Genomic DNA, 18,773 nt, shown 5'->3' on the forward strand with positions numbered 1-18,773 from the left:
ATCCGGGCACTGTTCGACCAGCAGCCGGTCGGCAACGACATCTGGATCGCCCTCGGCTGGTGCGCAGGCATCCTCATCGTCGCCTACGCCTTCGCCATGAGGGTCTACCACCGCAAGATCGCCTGACCTGCCAGGCAGCCGACCGCCCGCGACCAGTGGGCGGTCGGCGCGCCAACGGTCCCGGGTGAGGCTCGTAGGTCGCTTTGTCGCGAGGCAGTCGATCTGATGCCGTAGGAGGGGTGAAGATGGATCCGCACTTCTGTTCGGTACGAGAAGGTGAGGCACACCGATGAGTGACTGGAACGCCAAGGTGATCGACGAGTTCCGGGCGAACGAGGGCCGCGTCGGCGGGCCGTTCACCGGAGCCCCGATGGTGCTGGTCCACCACCGGGGCCGCAAGAGCGGTCGCGAGCTCGTCAACCCGATGATGTACCTGCCTCACGAAAACGACGACGACGTCATCTACGTGTTCGCGTCCAAGGCTGGCGCACCCCAGCACCCCGACTGGTACTACAACCTCACCTCGGGCGGCCACGCCGCCGTCGAACGCGGCGCCGAGACCTATCCTGTCAGCGTGCGGGAGCTGACCGGCGACGAACGCGATCGGCGATACGACGAGCAAGCCCGCCGCTACCCGGGCTTCGCCGAATACGCGGAGAAGACGAAAGGCATCCGGACCATCCCCGTTCTGGAACTGACCCGCATCGCGTCCGCATGATCTCGCGATCGCTGCCGTCGTCGGGCCCGCGAGGTGGTCGGTGACGACACATCGGCCCGCGCCGGAAGCGCTCGGCGCGGCCGCTGATCAGGTCTTATAGCATTGCGGCGTGAGCCGAGAGGTCGAGGAACTGAACCGGCGCCTGCTCCGCGCCCGCGATGCGATGGACCGCGCCTACGCCCAGCCCCTCGACGTCCCGGCCGTCGCGGCGGTGGCCCATATTTCGCCGGCGCACTTCAGCCGCTGCTTTCGCAGCCTGTTCGGCGAGACGCCGCACCGCTACCTGCAGCGGCGGCGAGTGGAGCGCTCGATGTTCCTGCTGCGGGAGACCGGCCGCAGCGTCACTGAGGTCTGTTTCGATGTCGGCTTCGCCAGCCTGGGGACCTTCAGCCGAACGTTCCGGGAGATCGTCGGGCAGACGCCGTCGGGTTACCGCAGCGGCAACAGACCGGCGGACGTGCCCAACTGTGTCCTGATGGCCAACACCCGACCACGGGCCGCGGCCGCCTCGACCGCGACATGATCGAGCAGTTCTGGATAAGCCGAGGATGAGACGGTTCGCCTAGCCTGGCCAACTGTCGATCACTGGTCACCGAGGAGCACCCGATATGATCACGAACCTGAACGTCGCGTCGATCTATGTCCTGGACAAGGACGAGGCGCTGGACTTCTACGTCAACAAGCTCGGGCTGGAGAAGGGCAACGACGTCCAGCAGGGCTCCTACCGCTGGCTGACGGTTCGCGTCCCGGGCACCGGTGGCACCGAGATCGCCCTGGAGCAGCCGGGTGCGCCGCTGCATGACGAGGCGACGGCTGAGCAGCTTCGCGAGCTGATCACGAAGGGTGCCCTGACCGGTCTCGTCTTCATCGCCGACGATGTCCGTGGACTGTACGAGACCCTCAAAGCGGGCGGCTTCACCGATTTCACCCAGGAGCCCACCGACCACTTCTACGGCACCGACATGGGCATCCGCGACCCGTTCGGCAACCCCGTCCGGATCCTTCAGCAGGGCAATCCCTCCTGAGGGACACTGACACCCGTGACATCTGCGGGGTGCCGAGCCGGGTCAAGGCATTCCACCTTCGCTGTGGCGCGGTCTGGTGACCGCGCCACAGCGCGGGTTCACGGTGCGATGGACCAGAGTTGGCAGGTGTTGTTGAGCCACATCCACATCTGCACCTTGGTGCCGTTCGCGGTTCCGCAGTTCTGGCCGTCCAGGACCATGCCGCTGTTCTCCACCACCAGTTCGTAGCGGCCGTTGCCGGCTGGGATCACTGCCCACTGCTGGCAGGTGTTGCCGAGCGAATCCCACAGGTTGGTGGCCGTACCGAGAGCCAACCCGCAGTTGACCGCGTCCAGCACCCTACCGGCGTTGACGTTGGTGATGGTCCACTTGTTCGGGCCGACGTTGTTGAAACGCCACTGCTGGCAGGTGTTGCCCAGCGACTGCCACAGCTGGATTCCCGTACCGTTGGCGGTGCCGCAGTTGACGGCGTCGAGCACCTTGCCGCTCGCGAGGTTCGTGAGCCGGTAGGTGGCCCCGTTCACCGGGAACGTCACGCTCTTGTTGTAGCCGACCGAGACGATGTTGGCCTGCACCGAGTTCTCGGTGGCGTCGCTGGGGTAGCCACTGGTCATGACGCCCTCGAAGAACGAGCCGACCGAGCCGTTGCTGTTGTCGCCGCCGATGCCGAGGATGATCGCGCCCTGCTTGGTCATCGGCTTGTAGCCGGACTGGGTCGGCAGCCCACCGTTGTACTGGGTCTTCAGGCCACCGGACCGCGCGTCGCCGTCCTTGATCGCGTACGTGGTGGTGCCGTTGTTCTTCAGCATCGCGGTCACGAACGCGCTGCTGCGGCCGGTGTTCGCGGTCCACGAGCCGTTGCCGCCCGCGAACAGGCCGTTCTCCAGATCGGCCGCTACGCGCGGGCCGGTCGCGCAGGGCGAGAACCAGCACAGCTTGCCGAAGTAGATCGCGTCCATGTCGCCGTTTCCGGTGTCCATGTTGTTCGTCTCGGCATTGCCGTAGTCGAAGCAGCACCGGTCGTTGACGTGCGTGCCCTCGGTCACCATGTACATGCCCTCGGGCTGGCTGCCGGTGGCGATGCCGTTCGTCGCGTTGTTGCGGTAGCCGTTGCCCGCCGAGATGTAGACGCCGTAGACCTTGTTGCCGCCGGCGGTCACCGGCAGTGCCGCGGCGTTCGCGCCCTGGTCGGCGGTCGGGTTGGCGCCGCCGCCCGGAGCGATCGTCAGGTCGTTGTGACGCGACGTCTGGTCGTAGATCCGGACGATCGTGCAGTACGTGCCCGAGCAGAACGAGTCCTGTGTCGCCGCGTTCGCGTAACCGCCGGTGCTGAGCACGCCGATGTTGGTCGTCGCACCATCGGACCAGCGCCGCACCTGGTAGAGCGAGCCGCTGTAGGAGCCGAAGAGAGCGCGGGTGGTGCTGTGCGCGGCGACGCAGGGGGTGCCGCCGGCCGCGTAGATGTCGCACGGGCCGGTCGTGGCCGCCAGGGAGGTGCCCGCGCCCGTGAGGACGGTCGCGATGAGCGCTACCGCACCGGCCGCCGCCAGGGCGGCCGTGCGCAGGTGCCGATGCTTTGCGTCAAGTGCCATTGCTACCTCTTCCGTTGCGTTGGAGACCTAGGGACCTGGACCCGGGCACGGTTCATCGGCGCATCGGGCGATGCGCGGCAGGCTGGGTTGGTCCGTCAGTACGGGTTCGCTGCGGCGAGAGCTATGTGGTCAACGGGTGCGACGGCTCGGTGGCAGGGCTGCGCAACCTCCTCTCATCGGGAACGCCGACGCACCGTGGCCGGGCGCGCAGGCAATGGCGCGACCACTTGTGAGCGCTAACATACTGGGGTCGAAATGGTTTCGCAACACCAAGTTTTCATCGACGGTACCCCCTTGAAACTGCCATCTGGGCAGCTGCCCGTGGACCGTGGGCCATCGATGTGCCGCATGTGATCGTTAACAAAGTTATTCATGAGCGTGACTTGATGCGGGTGTCGGCTGCCCGGACGGCGGTCGTGGGAGGGCTCGCTCGTCGGCGGTGTGAAGAACTTGTGCGCTGATCAGCTCACGATCCGGTAACACGCTGCGTGATGAAGTGGGCGGTAAGTGACCGGCGGCGAGCGAGGAGAGACGATGACGCAGATGGACTTGGCGACCACGGTCCGCTGGCGGTATACGTGGCCCACCTGGGGTCGGCACGAGTGAATCTCGGGAGCGGCTTCTGGACGGACTCGCGCGACAGAGGCGCGCGGGCGCTCGGCGAGGCCATCGCCGCCGAGCAGAACAAACGGGTGGTGCTGCTCGGCGACCTGAACGGCACCATGGACGACCGTGCGTTCGTCGACATCACCTCGCAGCTGCTCTCCGCCCAGGACGCGGCCGCGGACGGCCTCGGCTTCAGCTGGCCGGCGAAGTTCCCGGTGGTGCGGATCGACCAGATCCTGGTCGGAGGTGTGCAGCCGGAGAGCTCGTGGGTGCTGCCCGCCACCGGCAGCGACCACCTGCCGGTGGCGGCCGGAATCGGCTGGTGAGGATCGCGCGGAGGTTGGCGCCCCGCCTCCGCGGTGAGAACGCCCGAGGTGGTCGGTGAAGTGCGCCAGGACACCGAGGCCGTGACGCGGTCGTCGTCGGTGGCCTGCTCATCACCCTGCTGGGCACGGCGACCGAGTGCCTTTCCGGCCCCAGTTGTGGTAGGTCCGCACGGAACTGGGCGTCCACGCGCTGGGCGAGGAGGTGGTTGACACTCGGCGGCGGTGAGCGGGACCATCCATATCGTATATCCTATTGGATCGACGATAGCCAGGAGGCGATCGTGTCCCGCTCCAAACCTTTGCTCGCAGGGATATCGGCGGTCACCACGGTGGCGGCATTGGGGTGCCTGCTGATCCTGCCCATTTCGCAGGCGTCCGCTGCCACTGCGGCAACCTTCTACGCGTCCCCAGCCGGTTCCGGGTCGTCGTGCGCGCAGGTGTCGCCATGCTCGGTGGCGGGTGCGCAGAGCGCGGTACGCGCGAAGCTGGCCGCCGATCCCGGCGCGGACGTGCAGGTACAGCTGGCCGATGGCACGTATCGGCTGTCGAGCACATGGAAGTTCACCGCAGCCGACTCGGGCAGCACCGGCCATCCCGTGGTGTGGCGAGCCGCGCCCGGCGCATACCCGGTGATTTCCGGTGCGATCCGGGTGACCGGCTGGGTGCAGGAAGGCTCGAGCGGCCGGTGGTCCGCGCCGGTACCGACCGGCAGCGAGACCCGACAGCTGTACGTCGACGGCGAGAAGGTGCCGGTGGCGGGTGCTTCGCTCGCCGACCTCGGCTGGAACGGAAGCTGGGCCGGGTCGTCCTCCGGATACAACATCAGCGGTGATGCCGTCGCGAAAGCATGGTTCGGGGCGCGATCGGCGACCGAGGTGGCGAAGGTGGAGTTCGACTATCCGGGTGGCAACGGCCCGTGGACACAGTCGCGCTGCCGGGTCGCGAGCTACTCGGCCGCGGCATCGACATTGACGATGGCTCAGCCGTGCTGGACGAACGTGACCAACCGGGCAGGCTTCAGCCAGGGCAGCGGCGGCCTGCCGTCGATGTCGGTGAACACCAAGCCGTCCCGGGTCGAAAACGCCCTGGCGCTGCTCAGCCCAGGGGAGTGGTTCCTGGACTCGGGCGCGGGCAAGCTGTACTACCAGCCGGAGTCCTGGCAGCAGACGCAGAATCTCGACGTGGCACTGCCGCGTCTGGAGACGCTGCTCCAGGGCGCGGGCACCCTCGCCAACCCGCTGCACGACATCACGTTCACCGGGTTGCAGTTCTCCTACGCGACGTGGAACGACCCGTCGCGGCCACCCGGCTTCTCCGACGTGCAGAGCAACCTGCGCCTCACCGAGGGGCGTAACCAGGGAATGTGCACGTTCTCGAACCCGGTGGGCAGCTGTCCGTGGGGAGCGCTGACCCAGCCGCTGGGCAACGTCGCGTTCACTGCCACGACCAACCTCACCCTGACCGGCAACCGCTTCCTCAACCTCGGCGGAGCCGGGCTGAGCGTCATGTACGGCGCCCGCGGCACCCTCATCCGAGGCAACGAGTTCACCGGCATCTCCTCCACGGCGCTGCTGCTGGGCTGCACCTACGACCCGACTCCGACCAACGCGTCCGAGGCGCAGGCGATCAAGGGCCATTGCACACCTGACCCCGCGGCGGTCGGCGGGGACAGCATCGGTCTCAACGAGGTCCTCACCAACACCACCGTCTCCGACAACGTGATCCACCACATTGGCACCGACTACTCCTCCGCATGTGGCATCACGCTGCTGTTCTCGCGCGGCACGAAGATCACGAACAATGTCCTCTTCGACCTGCCCTACACCGCCATCACCGCCGGCGTCATCCAGGGACACGTGGATCAGGCGAGCACTCCGCAGAACTCCACCAACATCAACGAGAACAACACCATCAGCAACAACCTCTTCCACGACTACATGTCGGTACGTCAGGACGGCGGCGCGATCTACGCCGAGGGCCACCAGGCCGGCTATGTGTACAGAACCGACGGGTCCATCGACCCCGTCGCCACGCTCGCGAAGGGTCTGCAGGTCAAGGGCAACGTCGCTTTCAACGGCCGCTCCACCAACTTCACCTACTACGACGACGCGGGCTCTGAGTGGATCAACTGGGAAGGCAATGTGGCCTTCAGCGCCGGGGGCGCGGCGCAGGGCGGGTGCAGCGCCACCGGCCACTTCTGGATCCGGAACAACTACTTCTCCGCGCCCCGCCAGTCGTACGCCTGCAACCCGCCGGTCGACTCGAACGCCTCCGGCAACGTCTCGATACCGGCGACACCGGGACCCGGCCCCATCCCGACCGGCATCCTCGCGGCGGCTGGGCTGACCTCTGCGTACGTCGCTCAGTCCGTCGCGGGCACACCGCAGGCCCGATACATCTCCCCGACGAACGCCGCCCAGGTACTCATCGGCGGGCACGGCTTCACCGCGACGACCCCGGTGTACGTCAAGAACGTGAGGGTCACCGGGGTGCGGTTCGTCTCCGGCGGATTCCTCATCGTCCCCATCCCGGCCGGCACCACCGCAGCCGACATCCGCGTCGGCGACGGCGGCGGCCCGGTGACCTCGGGCCGCATCGACGACACCGACAGCCGGATCGGCTACAGCGGCTTCAGCCCGCAGTCCGGCCGGACGTTCGGTGACCTCAACGGTGACGTGCACTACGCCACCGTCAATGGTCGACCGCCACGCTCACCTTCTCCGGCACCGGTGTCACCGTGTACGGCGAGCAGAACATCGATCAAGGCAATCTCGGTGTCAGTATCGACGGCGGGGCGCCGCAGGTCGTCAGCACGGTGCCCGCCGACGGCGTGCGTCACGCCAACGTTCCCGTGTACAGCAGAACCGGCCTGAGTGCCGGTCCGCACACGATCGTGGTCACCAAACTGTCCGGCTCATACGCGGTACTCGACGGATTCGCGGTGACGACAACCTAGCGTCCGCGACCCGACGCCGGGGTGACGGCGCGGCGCTTGCCACGCCATCACCCCGGGGTCGACGTCACTGTGATGCGTCAGCGGATCCAGACATCGATCACCTCGCGGTCAGAGCGATCCGATCCGCCGGTGCTGAGGCGCCGGGCGTTGTCCCAGTCGAGGCCGATGCGATCGCGGCATTGCGCGACCGAAGCCAAGAGTGGTTCGGCCGTCGGTCCGACGTCGTTGTCGTGTGGCCGGTCCAGCACCTCGGGTCGTGTGGAGCCGTACATTCATCCGCTCCAGGAGCGTGAGCTTCGCGGGGTCCCCGCAGGCGGCGCAGAGCGCGAGGAGCCAGGCGTCAAGAAGCCGGTGGCTGGCGTTGACGCGAAAATCGCCGCCGCCCAGCGAACGCTCGGACGGCCAGGCGTGGCAACGGCGGAGGACGAGCGGCAGGCAGGTGGGTGCGATCACCCAGTTTTCGAGCATGGAAGTACACCGGTTTCAGTGAGAAGTCCGCAGCAGAAAGGAGCGCGGCGCACAGGCGCGACGCGCGACAAGATCAGCGCTCGGGAGGTCTCACAGGGTGTACAACGGCAGGTCCTCGGCTGGACGACATGGCTCGGCAGCACGCTAATGGGCGCGGTGGCGCCGGTCCACCGGTTTTCGAGCGCCCCGCCGCTAGCGACGGACGCCCTGGCTGCCGTCGTTGTCTCGGCCGTCGTCGAAGACGAACAGTGGTTTGGTGCCGTGCGCGGGCGCTTCGGCGAGCGCGATGGCCACCGCGAAGCGTTCGAGCGGGAACGGCTGGCCTTGGGGGATGGTCAGCACCTCATCAGCGACGAGACTGCGAACCTCGGACAGCGCGTGCAACGCGTCCTCAGCAGAGGTGGTGCCGAACCAGCGGTTCAGCCAGAAGCCACGGACTGTCTTGGTCTCGTAGATGAGCGAGCGTGCCGACAGCGGGATCGTCAACGCCGCCGGGTCGGTCTGCCGATGGGTGGAAAGCGCCCCATAGACCACGACCTTCCCTCCCGGAGCCAACGCCTGGGAAACCTGGGCACCCACGGGGCCCGCGACGCAGTCGACGGCCTTGCGTACGCCGCCCGGTCCGGCTATCTCCGCCACACGCTGCAGCAGATCCTCGTCCTCGGTACAGATGACCTCGTCACCACCGAGCGCTTTGATCTCCGCAACGGCATCGCGCCGCCGCACGACGTTGATCGTGCGGATCCCCAGATGCCCGCACAGCTGGATGATGAGCCGGCCGACGGTGGAGCCCGCGGCCGTCTGCAACAACCATTCACCCGGCTGCACGTCGAGTTCGCGAGTCACCAGCAGTAGCGCGGTCAACGGGTTGACCGCGAGTTGGCAGGCGCTGGAGTCGCTCAGATCGCCGGAGACCGACAGGAGCCTTCGCGTATCGGCGACAAGGTGTTCCTGCCACGTGCCTGCCACATGTGGCCCGGGAACCGCCGGGACCGCGACCGCCACCACCCGCTCGCCGATCGTCAGTCCCTCGGTGTCCGGGCCCAGGGCCTCAACACGGCCCACGCACTCCATGTGGCCGCCCACAGTGGGGAACTCGGGCGTGAACCCGTAGCGGCCACGTATTACGTGCAGGTCACTGGCGTGAATTGGGGTCGCCTTCACCCGGATCAGCGCCTGACCGGCTGCCGGCGTGGGTACAGGCCGCGATTCCAGCCGCAGGACATCGGCAGGCTCGCCGACCTTGTCGGCCACGAGCGCCCGCATCGATTCAGGCATGATCGGCCTTCCGTCTCAACGCCCGACCAGGTCGACCGGACGTGCCGGAAAGAGCTGACGTATGACTCGTGGCGGAACCTGACGTGTGGCTACGCCGACCCCAACGCGCCTCGCGAAGGCCGAGTCGTGACCCTCTGACGTCGAGTTTACCGCCGCGACTGTTTTGAGCTGGGCCGGACGACAGGCGGCGAGCGTGAGAACCGCATCGGCGCTGATGATCCGGACTGCCCACCTGGTCAGCTACAGCCGCCGGTGGTCGTCGACGGCTCGGTTGCAGACGGGCTGCCGCCCGCTTGGAAGCCTGTCGACCTACCTGGTGGGGTGGTGCCCGCCACGGTGCTGCGCCGCTCGATCGCCACCACGTCGCGCCACCGCCCGTGCAGGCATCCCGGCCGCTCGCGTACGCCCACCTCACGAAATCCGGCCGCCCGGTGCAAAGCCAGACTGGCGGTGTTCTCGGGGAAGATCCCGGACTGGATCGTCCAGATCCCGGCTGCCTCCGTCGATGCGATCAGCGCACGCATCAGGGCCAGGCCGACGCCGCGGCCGCGGGCATCCGGGTCGACGTAGACGCTGTGCTCGACCACGCCCGCGTACGCCGCTCGCGCCGACACCCTGCTGACGGCGACCCACCCGAGGACCCGCCCGGACTCGTCGCAGGCGACCAGACGGTGCTCGGGCAGCCGCCCGGCGTCGAACGCCGCCCACGTGGGGGCGGCCGTATCGAACGTGGCGTTGCCGCCGTCGATGCCCTGCTGGTAGATCGCCAGCACCGTGTCGGCGTCGGCGGCGGTCATGGGCCTGATGGTCAGCACGGCGTGTCTCCAGGTGCGGCGACCGGGCGGCCCATCACCACGTCGGCGGCGGTGGGAAAGCAGCTCAGGCAGTGCTGGTTGATCCGGTACAGGTTCGCGTTGCCGGAGGCCTCCACCAGCACGAAGCGCACCTCTGCGAGGATCTTCAGGTGCTGGGAGATCGTCGATTGGGCCAGGCCCACCGCGGCCGTGATCTGACCGACGCTCATCGCCTCGCGCCTGCGGGCGAGCAGTTCCGCGACCTGCACCCGGGTCGGGTCGGCCAGGGCCCGAAACCACGACGCGTACCGCTGGGCGACCTCTCGGTCGAGCAGGTCTGCCATCACGCGCTTCTCCAACATCATCGCACATCGCCGATAGACGATGATAATGGTTGAGCGGAGCCGGGGCAATCCCCGCCGCCGCCCGCTTCGAATCCTGTCAAGCTGGGTGCAGATCCGCGCTGCTGGACATCGCCCTCCGGCTGACTTGACCGGGTCTGCCCGACGGCCCGTCACCCAATGTTCATGATCGTGAAGTTGTAACGCTGACCTGGCGCACTGTTTTATAACCACGTGGTGATATCAGTTTCAGGTGATGCCCCATCGGAGGTGGTGCGGCTGCTGGCCGACCCCGCCCGTGCCGCCATCGTCGACGCCCTCGCCGCAGGCCCCGCCTGCACCTGCCATCTCGTCGAGGACCTCGGCCTGTCGCAGCCCAACGTGTCCAACCACCTGCGGGCGCTGCGCCACGCCGGCGTGGTGAAAGCAGAGCCGTACGGCCGCTTCACCTACTACCACCTCAACGCCGACGCCCTCGACGCCGCCGCCGGGCACCTGACCGACCTGGCCGCCCGCGCCCGTGCCGCCGACGCCAACCGCCGGGAGTGCTGATGCCCGCCACCCTGCCCCGCCGTCTGCTCGCCGAACTGCTCGGCACCATGCTGCTGGTCACCGCCGTCGTCGGCTCCGGGATCATGGCCACGAAACTGTCCCCGCACGACACCGGCCTGCAACTGCTGGAGAACTCCACCGCCACCGTGTTCGCCCTGGCGGTGCTGATCCTGGTCCTCGGGCCGGTCTCCGGCGGGCACTTCAACCCCGTCGTCACCATCGCGGCCTGGTGGTCGGACCGCCGTGAGCCCACCGGCCTCGCGGGCAAGGACGTCGGCCCCTACCTCGCCGTTCAGTCCATCGGCGCGATCGGCGGCTCGATCCTCGGCAACGCCATGTTCGGCGTGGCACAGGGTCTGTCGGCCACCGACCGGGCCACGCCGCAGCTCTGGCTCGGCGAGGCCGTCGCGACCGCCGGGTTGCTGCTGCTCATCTTCGCCCTGGTCCGCACCGGCCGCGTCGCCCTGGCCGCACCCGCCGTCGGGGCCTACATCGGGGCGGCGTACTGGTTCACCAGCTCCACCAGCTTCGCCAACCCGGCCGTCACCATCGGTCGCGCGTTCACCGACACCTTCGCCGGCATCGCCCCGGCTTCCGTCCCGGCGTTCATCGCCGCGCAGATCGTCGGCGCGCTGCTGGGGCTCGGCCTGGCCGTCGCCCTCTACCCGAAGGCAAGCACCACCGCGGCCGCCCAGCCGCTGCCCCAGCCGGCGGCCGTGGCTGCGGGATCGACGCCATGACCACCACCGCATCGCCGGTGACATCGGCGTCCGCGTCCGCGCACTGATCGAAGAACTCATCCCAGGAGAACCGCCATGATCGACAAGAAGCCCAGTGTGCTGTTCGTATGCGTGCACAACGCCGGCCGCTCCCAGATGGCGGCGGGCTGGTTGCGCCACCTCGCCGGCGACGCCGTCGAGGTCCGCTCGGCCGGCTCGGCGCCCGCCGACCAGATCAACCCTGTCGCCGTGCGGGTCATGGCCGAGGTCGGCATCGACATCAGCGGGCATACTCCGAAGATCCTCACCCCCGACGACTCCGAAGCGTCAGACGTGGTCATCACCATGGGCTGCGGTGACGTGTGCCCCTACTTCCCGGGCCAGCGCCACGAGGACTGGACGCTCGACGACCCGGCCGGGCAGGGCATCGACGCCGTTCGCCCGATCCGTGACGAGATCCGTGACCGAGTCCAAGCCCTCGTCGACGACCTCCTGCCCACCGCGAGCTGATCGGCTCGGCCGCGGTTTCCGCAGCTGAAGGCCGTTCGACGCGGCTGTCGCCGGCTGGCCGGAGTGCCGTCGATGCCGAGCGCGGGCTGTTCGGGTTCTCCGCGTTCGGGCCTAGGGCCTCGACCCGGGGTAGGTGTCCGGTCTCATTCGCCTGTCTGCCGGTGGGGCGCGGTCACCGGTTTGGACTCCGGTGAACCGTGTTGGCGCAGGAAGATGCTGAGCACGACGAGTGCGCCGACGGCGAGGAACTCGCTCTGCCAGTTCTGCATGGACTGGAACCAGAAGTCGGAGGTGCCCAGGAACTCCCACGCGGGCACCGAGGGCTGCCCGCGCAGCGCCTGCTGTTCGTTGTGGTCGGCGGTGGCGCCCAGCAGGTGGCTGACGAACGACAGCGCGAAGAAGACCAGCAGCACGATGGCGAGGCTGTTGCGGTACAGGGCCTGGGCGATGCCGTGGCCCTTGGCCGCCTTTGGGGAGTCGGGTCCGGCGTTGTCGGGTTCGTCTTCGGGACGGTCCTTCTGCTCGGGCTTCTTCGACTCGGCCGAGCCCCGCTGCACCAGGAAAGCTGTCAACAGGACGTACGCGCCCATCTGGAGGAACTCCGACTCCCAGTTCTCGAAGACGGCCTCGGCGAAGTGCCCGGTGGTCAGGTAGTGCCAGTACGAGTCGGCGGCCTGGCCGAACTCGGCGAGTTCCTCGTTGCGCACCTGCCACCCGAAGATGCTCTGCAGCACGATGAACAGGACGAACGCCCCGAACATGACGATGGACAGCAGGTTGTCCCGGACGAAGCTCCGGTTGCCGTCCTGCGGCCCGAGTTCGGTGTCGCGGAGTATGTCATCGGTTGTCACGTGATCCCCCGATGTGCCATCACCATGTCGTCCTCGGCACGGTCGCCACGCCGCACCACGGACGTACATACCCCGATTGGCGAGAAGCATGCCGTCCGAGCGGTGGCAGTCAGCGGCCCGGCGCGACTTTACGCAGCCTGTGGGGAGGGGCCAGGTGGGGCAGACCGCCCGTCAAAGGTGCAGGACGGCGGTGACCGCAGTACCGGAAAGATCGCTGATGATGGTGACCTGGTCGCTGAACTGGCGCACGATCCAGAGACCGCGACCCCCATCGGCCCTGACCGGGACCGGCCGAACACCGGCTGCGTCAGGGTCGCCGATGCCGGGGCCGCCGTCGGTGACCTCGCAACGCAATGCGTCCCCGACCCGCCACAGCCGTAGACGGCCCCTCCCGCCACCGTGGCGGATCGCGTTGGCGGCCAGCTCCGTCACCACGACCAGGAGTTTGCTCAGCTGGCCATCGACCATGCCGTGCGCGGCGGCGTGTGCGCCGACGGCTGCGCGCAGCGAGTACAGGTCCGGTGCGGTGAACTCGCAGACGAGTTCCGCATCGGTCGCCGGACCCGACTCCGGCTTTGTCGTCGGTCGCTCAGCGCCGGTCATCGCGCTCTGAACCGCAGCTGTTCGACGTCGGACGCCCCGACGGCGTCGAAGACCATCGCCACCTCAGGCGAACACTCCACGATCACCTCTCGGTCCGGCGGCAACGTCAGCGCCGCCTTCGCGACGGCCATCGCCGCAGCTCCGTCGATGAACAGCAGTTTCGTCAGGTTCAGGTGGATCGAGTCGTCAAGGCGGAAGGCCTCAGCCAACGCCTGCTGCAGCGGCTCCAGCTGAGTGAAGTCGAGTTCGCCTGCGATCCGGACCCCCGCTGGGCGATGCTGGCGCCAGATCCGCAGGATCGGGGTGTCGTGGTACACCACGGCCGCCACGGTCTTGGGATGGGCGTCGGCGGCGAACGCCAGCGTCACCGGATCGAAGCTGTCCCGGTCGTACTGACAGCTGATCGTCAGCTCGCCCGCGTTGAACAGCCGCGCAGCCTGCCGCTCGAACGCGACCAGCTGATCGGCCGCGACCACAGCCCTGGTCGCCCAACACATGTCAGCGGTGATCCGCAGGCCCGTGAAACCACCCGACGTCGTACGTTCGATCTCCTCGGCGATCGCCGCGACCATCCGCTCCGCGGTCACCGGCCCGCCCGCCAGCCACGAATCCTGACCCCCGCGCAGTACCAGTTGACCCCGCTTCAGGGCCGCGCCCGCGGCGACCTCGCGCACCACCAGCTCTCCCGTGACGTCATCCGGAGCGACCAGGTCCGTGAAGCACACGATCCGCTGGCCCAGGTTCAAGCCGTCGGCCACGAACTCCGCGACGAGATCCCACCGCTCCTCCGGCTCGGTGAACGTCAGACATGCATGATCACCAACCCTCAGCTGATCCACGGTAACCGCATCAGCCATGAGCAGTCCCTCCAATGGTCCGGCCGGTCGAGTCACTAGCTTCCCATCGAGCGGCCCCGCAAACACGCCGGGGACGGGGCCGGTGGGGTCGGGCACGCGCAGTGCGCCTGCGAGTCAGCTGCTCACGCGGGATGTCGGCGCGGTGAAGGGCGCGGCGATGCTGGAGGCGACGGTTCGGCTCCGCGCCTCCCTCGGCATGCCGACTGCCCGGGAGGCCTGCGCCGGGACGTCGAGCGACTTGAGACGACGCCCGACGGTTTCGACCTCGGCGCGCGTCGGCCGTTGTCAGTGCGGTGGCAGCGGCCCGCGCCGGGCGCACCGCGATCGGCCGCCCTGGCCGCGTGCCCGGGATCTGCCGGGGCGGGCGGTGGCAGGCGCCAGGAGGCCAGGCGGCTCGCTCGTCGCTGCTCGGCCAGCATGGGCGTTCAGGGCCGCTCCCGCTGCGACCGACGGGTTCACGATCAGGAATCCGAGGCCGCGGGCGGTCGCCTGGCGGCGGCACGCGTCCACTCCGGCGACTCCGGCGCGGTCGATGTATGTCACCGCTGACATGTCCAGGGTCAGTTCGGTGGCGGCCTTGGTCCGCATCACCGCGTCGGCGACTTTGGCCAGCAGATAGACGCTGGAGGCTTCGACCTCGCCTGTGACGATCAGGTTGAGGGAACCGGCCAGCGTGCGTAGTCGAATACTCAGACCGTCGGACACGTGCCGCCTGAACTTCGAGGTGTCGGGAGGTGTACGCCGAATGGGTCCGGCGCTGATGAGGCGGGAAGTGCCATGTCTACGGTCGCTCCTGTTTGCCCGGTATGTCGTCGGGGCTGGCCGCAAGCCTAGGGCCGGCGTCGCGACGCCGCAACGGCATAGTGCGCCGGCACGAGATCTGGCCTACTCCGTCGTTGACTTCCTAAGCTAATGACAGTAGCTTTTCGGCTATGGAGCATAGCCTCTTGTCGACGCGAGACGTGCTGCGGCTGTCCTCGCCGACTGTCTCCACTCCTCGATCCTCAATGGAGCTTCCGATGCTGCTCTCACGGAACCGTGTCGCCGCTGCCGCCCTCGGTGCGTCAGGCGTCCTCTTCCTGCTGTATCCGGCACTTCGCCCCTGGGCTGACGAGTCCACGGCGCAGGGGGCGCTGCATGCGATGGCGTCACCGTGGTGGGTCGCGACCCATCTTTTCGCGATGATCGGCTTCATCCTCGTCCCACTGGCACTGTTGCGAGTGAACTCCGTCGCTGCCGCCATCATGTGGATCGGTGCCGGACTGACCCTGCCGTACTACGGCGCCGAGGACTTCGCGCTGAACACCGTGGCGACGAAAGTCGCGGCCGGCCGGCAGATCGATCTGCTCGACATCGCCGACGGCGTCCGCTACCACCCGGCCGCCGCCGTCACGTTCCTCGCCGGGCTGCTGATGCTGGGCCTAGGGGCGGTCTGGGCGGCGGTGGCGGTATGGCGAGCCGCCACCCTGACCCGGTTCGGCGCCATCGCGTTCGCGGCGGGGTTCGTGCTGTTCATACCGCAGTTCTTCGCGGGCGAGGCGGTTCGGATCGCCCACGGGGGCCTGATGCTGATCGGCTGCGCCTGGTTGGCCGCCGGACTGTGGCGGTCGCCCGACTCTGCCCGATACCCGGCGATGCTCGACGCGAACGCCGCCGGTCGGCTTGGCAGCACCACTGCCTCGTCGGACACCCGGGTCTGAACGGAGCCGTCCTGCGCTCGACGATGGTGATGCGGGTGGTCGCCACGAGCGCGGGCACAGTCGGCAGGCGGCCGAGCGGCGGCGACAGGGCCGCTGCGGCCCTCGCGCAGGCGGTGGATGTCGTCGGGCGGGTACTCCTGCCAGGTGCGTGGCCGGTAGGTGAAGCCTGCGGCCAGGTGGCTCCAGCGCACGCCTTCGCGCAGGTCGAGAATATTGACCCCGCCGGTGCCGATGACGCGGCCGCGCTCGTCGGGGCTGCGGGCGAGGTGACCGGAGTGCGGTGTCGGGGTCGAGGCCGTAGACGCGCTCGTGGCCGGTGCGGCTGGCCAGTTCGACGGCGCGGCCCAGGCGGCCGTATGCGGAGACGTGGGTGTCGATCAGACCGGAGGTGAGCAGCCCGAAGCCGCCGGCCGGCCAGTAGCCGCCGAGGTCGGGGTCGGCGAAGTAGCCGGGCTTGGCGCCGTCGCGCAGGGCTTCGCAGGGCCTCGACAGCGTCAACGTCGGCGTCCTTCAGGCCGGCACCCGCCCCAACGTCGTCGCCGGGCACGCCCGCCTGGTCGTCGACGTCCGCGCCGCCGAGCCAGACGCGTACCAGGCGGCCCTGGCCGACATCGCCCGACTGGCCGAAACACCGCTCGTCGACGGGGTCACCGCCACCATCCGCATTGTCGCGCCGACCCCGCCCTGGCCGGGCGGTCCAGGCACCGCGGCGCTGCTGCGGGTGGCAGCAAAGGTCGGTGCCGAACTCGGCCTGACTGTCACCCACGCCGCTACCGGCGGCTGCGCCGACGCCAACCTGCTGGCCGAGTCCGGGGCGCCGGTGCTCGATGGTCTCGGCCCGGTAGGGGGCGGCGACCACGGCCCGGACGAGTGGCTCGACCTGGGCTCGGTCATTCCGCGGGTCGCACTGCTGGCAGGACTGATCGACCGGATCAGCTGAGCCGCGATGGCGTCGGTACGGCGGCTCGAAGCCGTTTGAAGCAGCTACCCGGCGGGGTATCAGCTCTTCGTCCGACTTTGTGGGGGTTGCAGATGAGTACGGTTACCGAATCGGTCGATGTGCACGTCCCGGTGCACACCGCCTACAACCAATGGACTCAGTTCGAATCCTTCCCGAACTTCATGGGCGGGGTCGACTCGATCAGGCAGGTCGACGACACCCATAGCCACTGGGTCGTCAGCGTCGCCGGCGCCAAGCGCGAGTTCGACACCGAGATCACCGAGCAGCATCCCGATGAGCGCATCGCGTGGAAGAGCACCAGCGGCGACACGCGCCACGCCGGAGTGGTCACCTTTCACCGGCTCAGCGACACCGACACCAGGGTGACCGTGCAGCTGGACTGGGAGCCCGAGGGCCTGGTGGAGAACGTCGGCAGCGCGATCGGCGCCGACAGCCGTCAGGTGAAGAAGGACACCGAGCGGTTCAAGGAGTTCATCGAGCAGCGAGGACTGGAGACCGGCGCCTGGCGCGGCAATGTGACCGCGCCGGGTTCGCGGCCTGACGTCAGGTGAACTTGGGGCAGGGAGTGCGGCTGGCGGTGACAGCGATGTCCCCGCCAGCCGCCGCATGGTGAGCACTGGTCGACTCGTCGCCTGACCGGTCGCCGGGGTGGCCTATGCCTGAAGCTCTCGGTAGGCTCGCTCGTTCAGGTCCGTCAGATCCGTCGGACAGGCAGAACGCATCGACACCGGCTCGACGTTGACGAAGAGCGGCAGGTACGCGGGCAGCTGCGCGTCCAACGCGTACTGAAACGCCGCGCAGCGTGCGATCCAGTCGAGTTCGGCGGTCCGCGGTCACCTGCGGGGTTGGTCGACCGGTGGCGCTGTGCTGCCCCGCACCGTGAGGGTGGTCGCCAGCTCGAGGCCCGGCTGCGGCGCCTTCTCCCCACGCCCGAGCGCGAGGGCCATCTCGGTGGCGGCCACGGCCATCTCTGTCAGTGGTTGGTGCACCGTGGTCAGCGGCGGATCGACCAGTGCGGCGACTGGCAGGTCGTCGAAGCCGACCACGCTCACATCCGCCGGAATACGCAGGCCCAGCGATCGGGCGGCCTGGTAGACGCCGAGTGCCTGCAGGTCGTTGCCGGCGAAGATGGCTGTCGGCCGGTCCGGCCGGTCCAGCAGCAGCATGGCCGCCCGCCGACCGCCTTCCTGCGTCAGGTCGGTGCGTACGACGAGGTCGGCGGGCAGCTCGGCGCCGACCATGGCAGAGCGGAAGCCGTCCGCCCGGGCCTGGGAGCACAGGAGGCGATCGGGGCCGCTGATCATGGCGATGTGTCGATGGCCGAGCTCGATCAGGTGGCGACCGGCCGATCGGCCACCGGCCCAATTCGTGGCGCCCACGAACGGAACGTCGTCAGGCAGTTCCGTGGGAGGGTCGATGACCACGAACGGGATGCCTCTGGTCCGTAGCTGGCTGCGCTGGCTGTCCGACAGCTGCGCCACGGTCACCACACATGCGGGCCTGCGGGCGAGGGTGTCGTCGATCCAGTACCGGATCGCGCTGCGCTGGGGGCCGAACTCGGTCAGGACCACGCCCATCCGGTTCTCCCGCGCGACCTGTTCCACGCCGCGGATGATCTCCAGGCCCCACATGTGCCGCAGGTCCTCGAAGACCAACTCCATCATGTTGCTGCGGATCGCCGGGGTGGGCCTGCGGTAGCCGTACTGATGGACGAGTGCCTCGACGCGGGCGCGGGTATCGGCGGCCACGCCGGAGCGACCATTGAGCACCTTGGACACCGTCGGGATCGAAACCCCGGCGGACTCGGCGATGTAGGAGATCGTCACCGGCCCGGCCGGGTCGTCGTGGGCGCCTTCGCTGTCGGCGACCGGCTCATCCGATTCGACGTGCGACAAAACCCGGCTCCTTCCTCGACG

The 18,773-nt window shown here is 68.4% G+C and carries 20 protein-coding genes and 3 pseudogenes; 12 read left to right on the forward strand and 11 right to left on the reverse strand.

The window, feature by feature from the left end:
* From KUA19_RS42545 to KUA19_RS09915, 4 genes and pseudogenes are all read left to right on the forward strand, one after another.
* Positions 1–126 (forward strand): annotated as a pseudogene (locus KUA19_RS42545) (ABC transporter permease); the annotation flags it as partial.
* 163 nt (positions 127–289) lie between these two features.
* Positions 290–718: a nitroreductase family deazaflavin-dependent oxidoreductase gene (locus KUA19_RS09905; protein ID WP_217395888.1), complete on the forward strand. Its 429-nt coding sequence runs from the start codon at positions 290–292 to the stop codon at positions 716–718.
* A 109-nt stretch (positions 719–827) separates the two neighbouring features.
* Positions 828–1,241: a helix-turn-helix domain-containing protein gene (locus KUA19_RS09910; RefSeq protein WP_217395889.1), complete on the forward strand. Its 414-nt coding sequence runs from the start codon at positions 828–830 to the stop codon at positions 1,239–1,241.
* An 85-nt stretch (positions 1,242–1,326) separates the two neighbouring features.
* Complete coding sequence (locus KUA19_RS09915; protein ID WP_217395890.1) at positions 1,327–1,743, forward strand: VOC family protein; 417 nt, start codon at positions 1,327–1,329, stop codon at positions 1,741–1,743.
* Positions 1,744–1,841: 98 nt separating this feature from the next.
* Here KUA19_RS09915 and KUA19_RS09920 read toward each other — a convergent pair whose 3' ends face one another.
* Positions 1,842–3,335 carry an arabinofuranosidase catalytic domain-containing protein gene (locus KUA19_RS09920; protein WP_217395891.1) on the reverse strand — a complete coding sequence of 498 codons (1,494 nt, stop codon included), beginning with the start codon at positions 3,333–3,335 and terminating at the stop codon, positions 1,842–1,844.
* 491 nt (positions 3,336–3,826) lie between these two features.
* Between KUA19_RS09920 and KUA19_RS09925 the strand changes: the two genes are divergently transcribed.
* A complete protein-coding gene (locus KUA19_RS09925; RefSeq protein ID WP_254549165.1) occupies positions 3,827–4,267 on the forward strand; it encodes an endonuclease/exonuclease/phosphatase family protein in 441 nt (146 codons plus the stop codon).
* Positions 4,268–4,719: 452 nt separating this feature from the next.
* Positions 4,720–7,140: a right-handed parallel beta-helix repeat-containing protein gene (locus tag KUA19_RS09930; protein ID WP_217395893.1), complete on the forward strand. Its 2,421-nt coding sequence runs from the start codon at positions 4,720–4,722 to the stop codon at positions 7,138–7,140.
* 160 nt (positions 7,141–7,300) lie between these two features.
* On the opposite strand, the gene KUA19_RS42550 is transcribed toward KUA19_RS09930, so the two are convergent.
* From KUA19_RS42550 to KUA19_RS09950, 5 genes and pseudogenes are all read right to left on the reverse strand, one after another.
* Positions 7,301–7,495 carry a hypothetical protein gene (locus KUA19_RS42550; RefSeq protein WP_254549166.1) on the reverse strand — a complete coding sequence of 65 codons (195 nt, stop codon included), beginning with the start codon at positions 7,493–7,495 and terminating at the stop codon, positions 7,301–7,303.
* 40 nt (positions 7,496–7,535) lie between these two features.
* Positions 7,536–7,691 (reverse strand): annotated as a pseudogene (locus KUA19_RS44940) (DUF1062 domain-containing protein); the annotation flags it as partial.
* Between the two features lie 192 nt (positions 7,692–7,883).
* Positions 7,884–8,969, reverse strand: coding sequence for a zinc-dependent alcohol dehydrogenase family protein (locus KUA19_RS09940; RefSeq protein ID WP_217395895.1), 1,086 nt, complete (start codon positions 8,967–8,969; stop codon positions 7,884–7,886).
* 338 nt (positions 8,970–9,307) lie between these two features.
* Positions 9,308–9,766 (reverse strand): annotated as a pseudogene (locus KUA19_RS09945) (GNAT family N-acetyltransferase); the annotation flags it as partial.
* Between the two features lie 11 nt (positions 9,767–9,777).
* Positions 9,778–10,128: an ArsR/SmtB family transcription factor gene (locus KUA19_RS09950; protein WP_217395897.1), complete on the reverse strand. Its 351-nt coding sequence runs from the start codon at positions 10,126–10,128 to the stop codon at positions 9,778–9,780.
* Between the two features lie 246 nt (positions 10,129–10,374).
* Here KUA19_RS09950 and KUA19_RS09955 point away from each other — a divergent pair, with 246 nt between their 5' ends.
* From KUA19_RS09955 to KUA19_RS09965, 3 genes are all read left to right on the forward strand, one after another.
* Positions 10,375–10,656, forward strand: coding sequence for an ArsR/SmtB family transcription factor (locus KUA19_RS09955; protein WP_308167407.1), 282 nt, complete (start codon positions 10,375–10,377; stop codon positions 10,654–10,656).
* Positions 10,656–11,396: an aquaporin gene (locus KUA19_RS09960; RefSeq protein ID WP_217395899.1), complete on the forward strand. Its 741-nt coding sequence runs from the start codon at positions 10,656–10,658 to the stop codon at positions 11,394–11,396. Before KUA19_RS09955 ends, KUA19_RS09960 begins: the two co-directional genes overlap by 1 nt.
* A gap of 75 nt (positions 11,397–11,471) precedes the next feature.
* Positions 11,472–11,885: an arsenate reductase ArsC gene (locus tag KUA19_RS09965; RefSeq protein ID WP_217395900.1), complete on the forward strand. Its 414-nt coding sequence runs from the start codon at positions 11,472–11,474 to the stop codon at positions 11,883–11,885.
* 143 nt (positions 11,886–12,028) lie between these two features.
* Here the strand turns inward: KUA19_RS09965 and KUA19_RS09970 are convergent, their stop codons facing one another.
* The 4 genes from KUA19_RS09970 to KUA19_RS42555 all read right to left on the reverse strand — a co-directional run bounded on the left by KUA19_RS09970 (position 12,029) and on the right by KUA19_RS42555 (position 14,901).
* Positions 12,029–12,736: a DUF6766 family protein gene (locus KUA19_RS09970; RefSeq protein ID WP_308167408.1), complete on the reverse strand. Its 708-nt coding sequence runs from the start codon at positions 12,734–12,736 to the stop codon at positions 12,029–12,031.
* A gap of 171 nt (positions 12,737–12,907) precedes the next feature.
* The gene (locus KUA19_RS09975; RefSeq protein ID WP_217395901.1) at positions 12,908–13,339 is read right to left on the reverse strand and encodes an ATP-binding protein; all 432 of its coding nucleotides are present in this window, start codon (positions 13,337–13,339) and stop codon (positions 12,908–12,910) included.
* The gene (locus KUA19_RS09980) at positions 13,336–14,292 is read right to left on the reverse strand and encodes an MEDS domain-containing protein (protein WP_217395902.1); all 957 of its coding nucleotides are present in this window, start codon (positions 14,290–14,292) and stop codon (positions 13,336–13,338) included. Before KUA19_RS09980 ends, KUA19_RS09975 begins: the two co-directional genes overlap by 4 nt.
* Before the next feature lie 189 nt (positions 14,293–14,481).
* Positions 14,482–14,901 carry an STAS domain-containing protein gene (locus KUA19_RS42555; RefSeq protein WP_217395903.1) on the reverse strand — a complete coding sequence of 140 codons (420 nt, stop codon included), beginning with the start codon at positions 14,899–14,901 and terminating at the stop codon, positions 14,482–14,484.
* Positions 14,902–15,215: 314 nt separating this feature from the next.
* On the opposite strand from KUA19_RS42555, the gene KUA19_RS09990 reads away from it, so the two are divergent.
* The 3 genes from KUA19_RS09990 (at position 15,216) to KUA19_RS10000 (ending at position 17,408) form a co-directional block, all read left to right on the forward strand.
* Positions 15,216–15,896, forward strand: a complete 681-nt coding sequence (locus tag KUA19_RS09990; protein WP_217395904.1) for a hypothetical protein — start codon at positions 15,216–15,218, stop codon at positions 15,894–15,896.
* Positions 15,897–16,350: 454 nt separating this feature from the next.
* On the forward strand, positions 16,351–16,836 hold the full coding sequence (locus KUA19_RS09995; protein ID WP_217395905.1) for a M20/M25/M40 family metallo-hydrolase: 486 nt from the start codon (positions 16,351–16,353) through the stop codon (positions 16,834–16,836).
* A gap of 92 nt (positions 16,837–16,928) precedes the next feature.
* Complete coding sequence (locus KUA19_RS10000; RefSeq protein WP_217395906.1) at positions 16,929–17,408, forward strand: SRPBCC family protein; 480 nt, start codon at positions 16,929–16,931, stop codon at positions 17,406–17,408.
* A 282-nt stretch (positions 17,409–17,690) separates the two neighbouring features.
* Here the strand turns inward: KUA19_RS10000 and KUA19_RS10005 are convergent, their stop codons facing one another.
* Positions 17,691–18,752, reverse strand: a complete 1,062-nt coding sequence (locus KUA19_RS10005) for a LacI family DNA-binding transcriptional regulator (protein WP_254549168.1) — start codon at positions 18,750–18,752, stop codon at positions 17,691–17,693.
* Positions 18,753–18,773 lie beyond the last annotated feature (21 nt).

Source organism: Catellatospora tritici, assembly GCF_019083965.1.
GTDB classification, from domain to species: Bacteria; Actinomycetota; Actinomycetes; order Mycobacteriales; family Micromonosporaceae; genus Catellatospora; species Catellatospora tritici.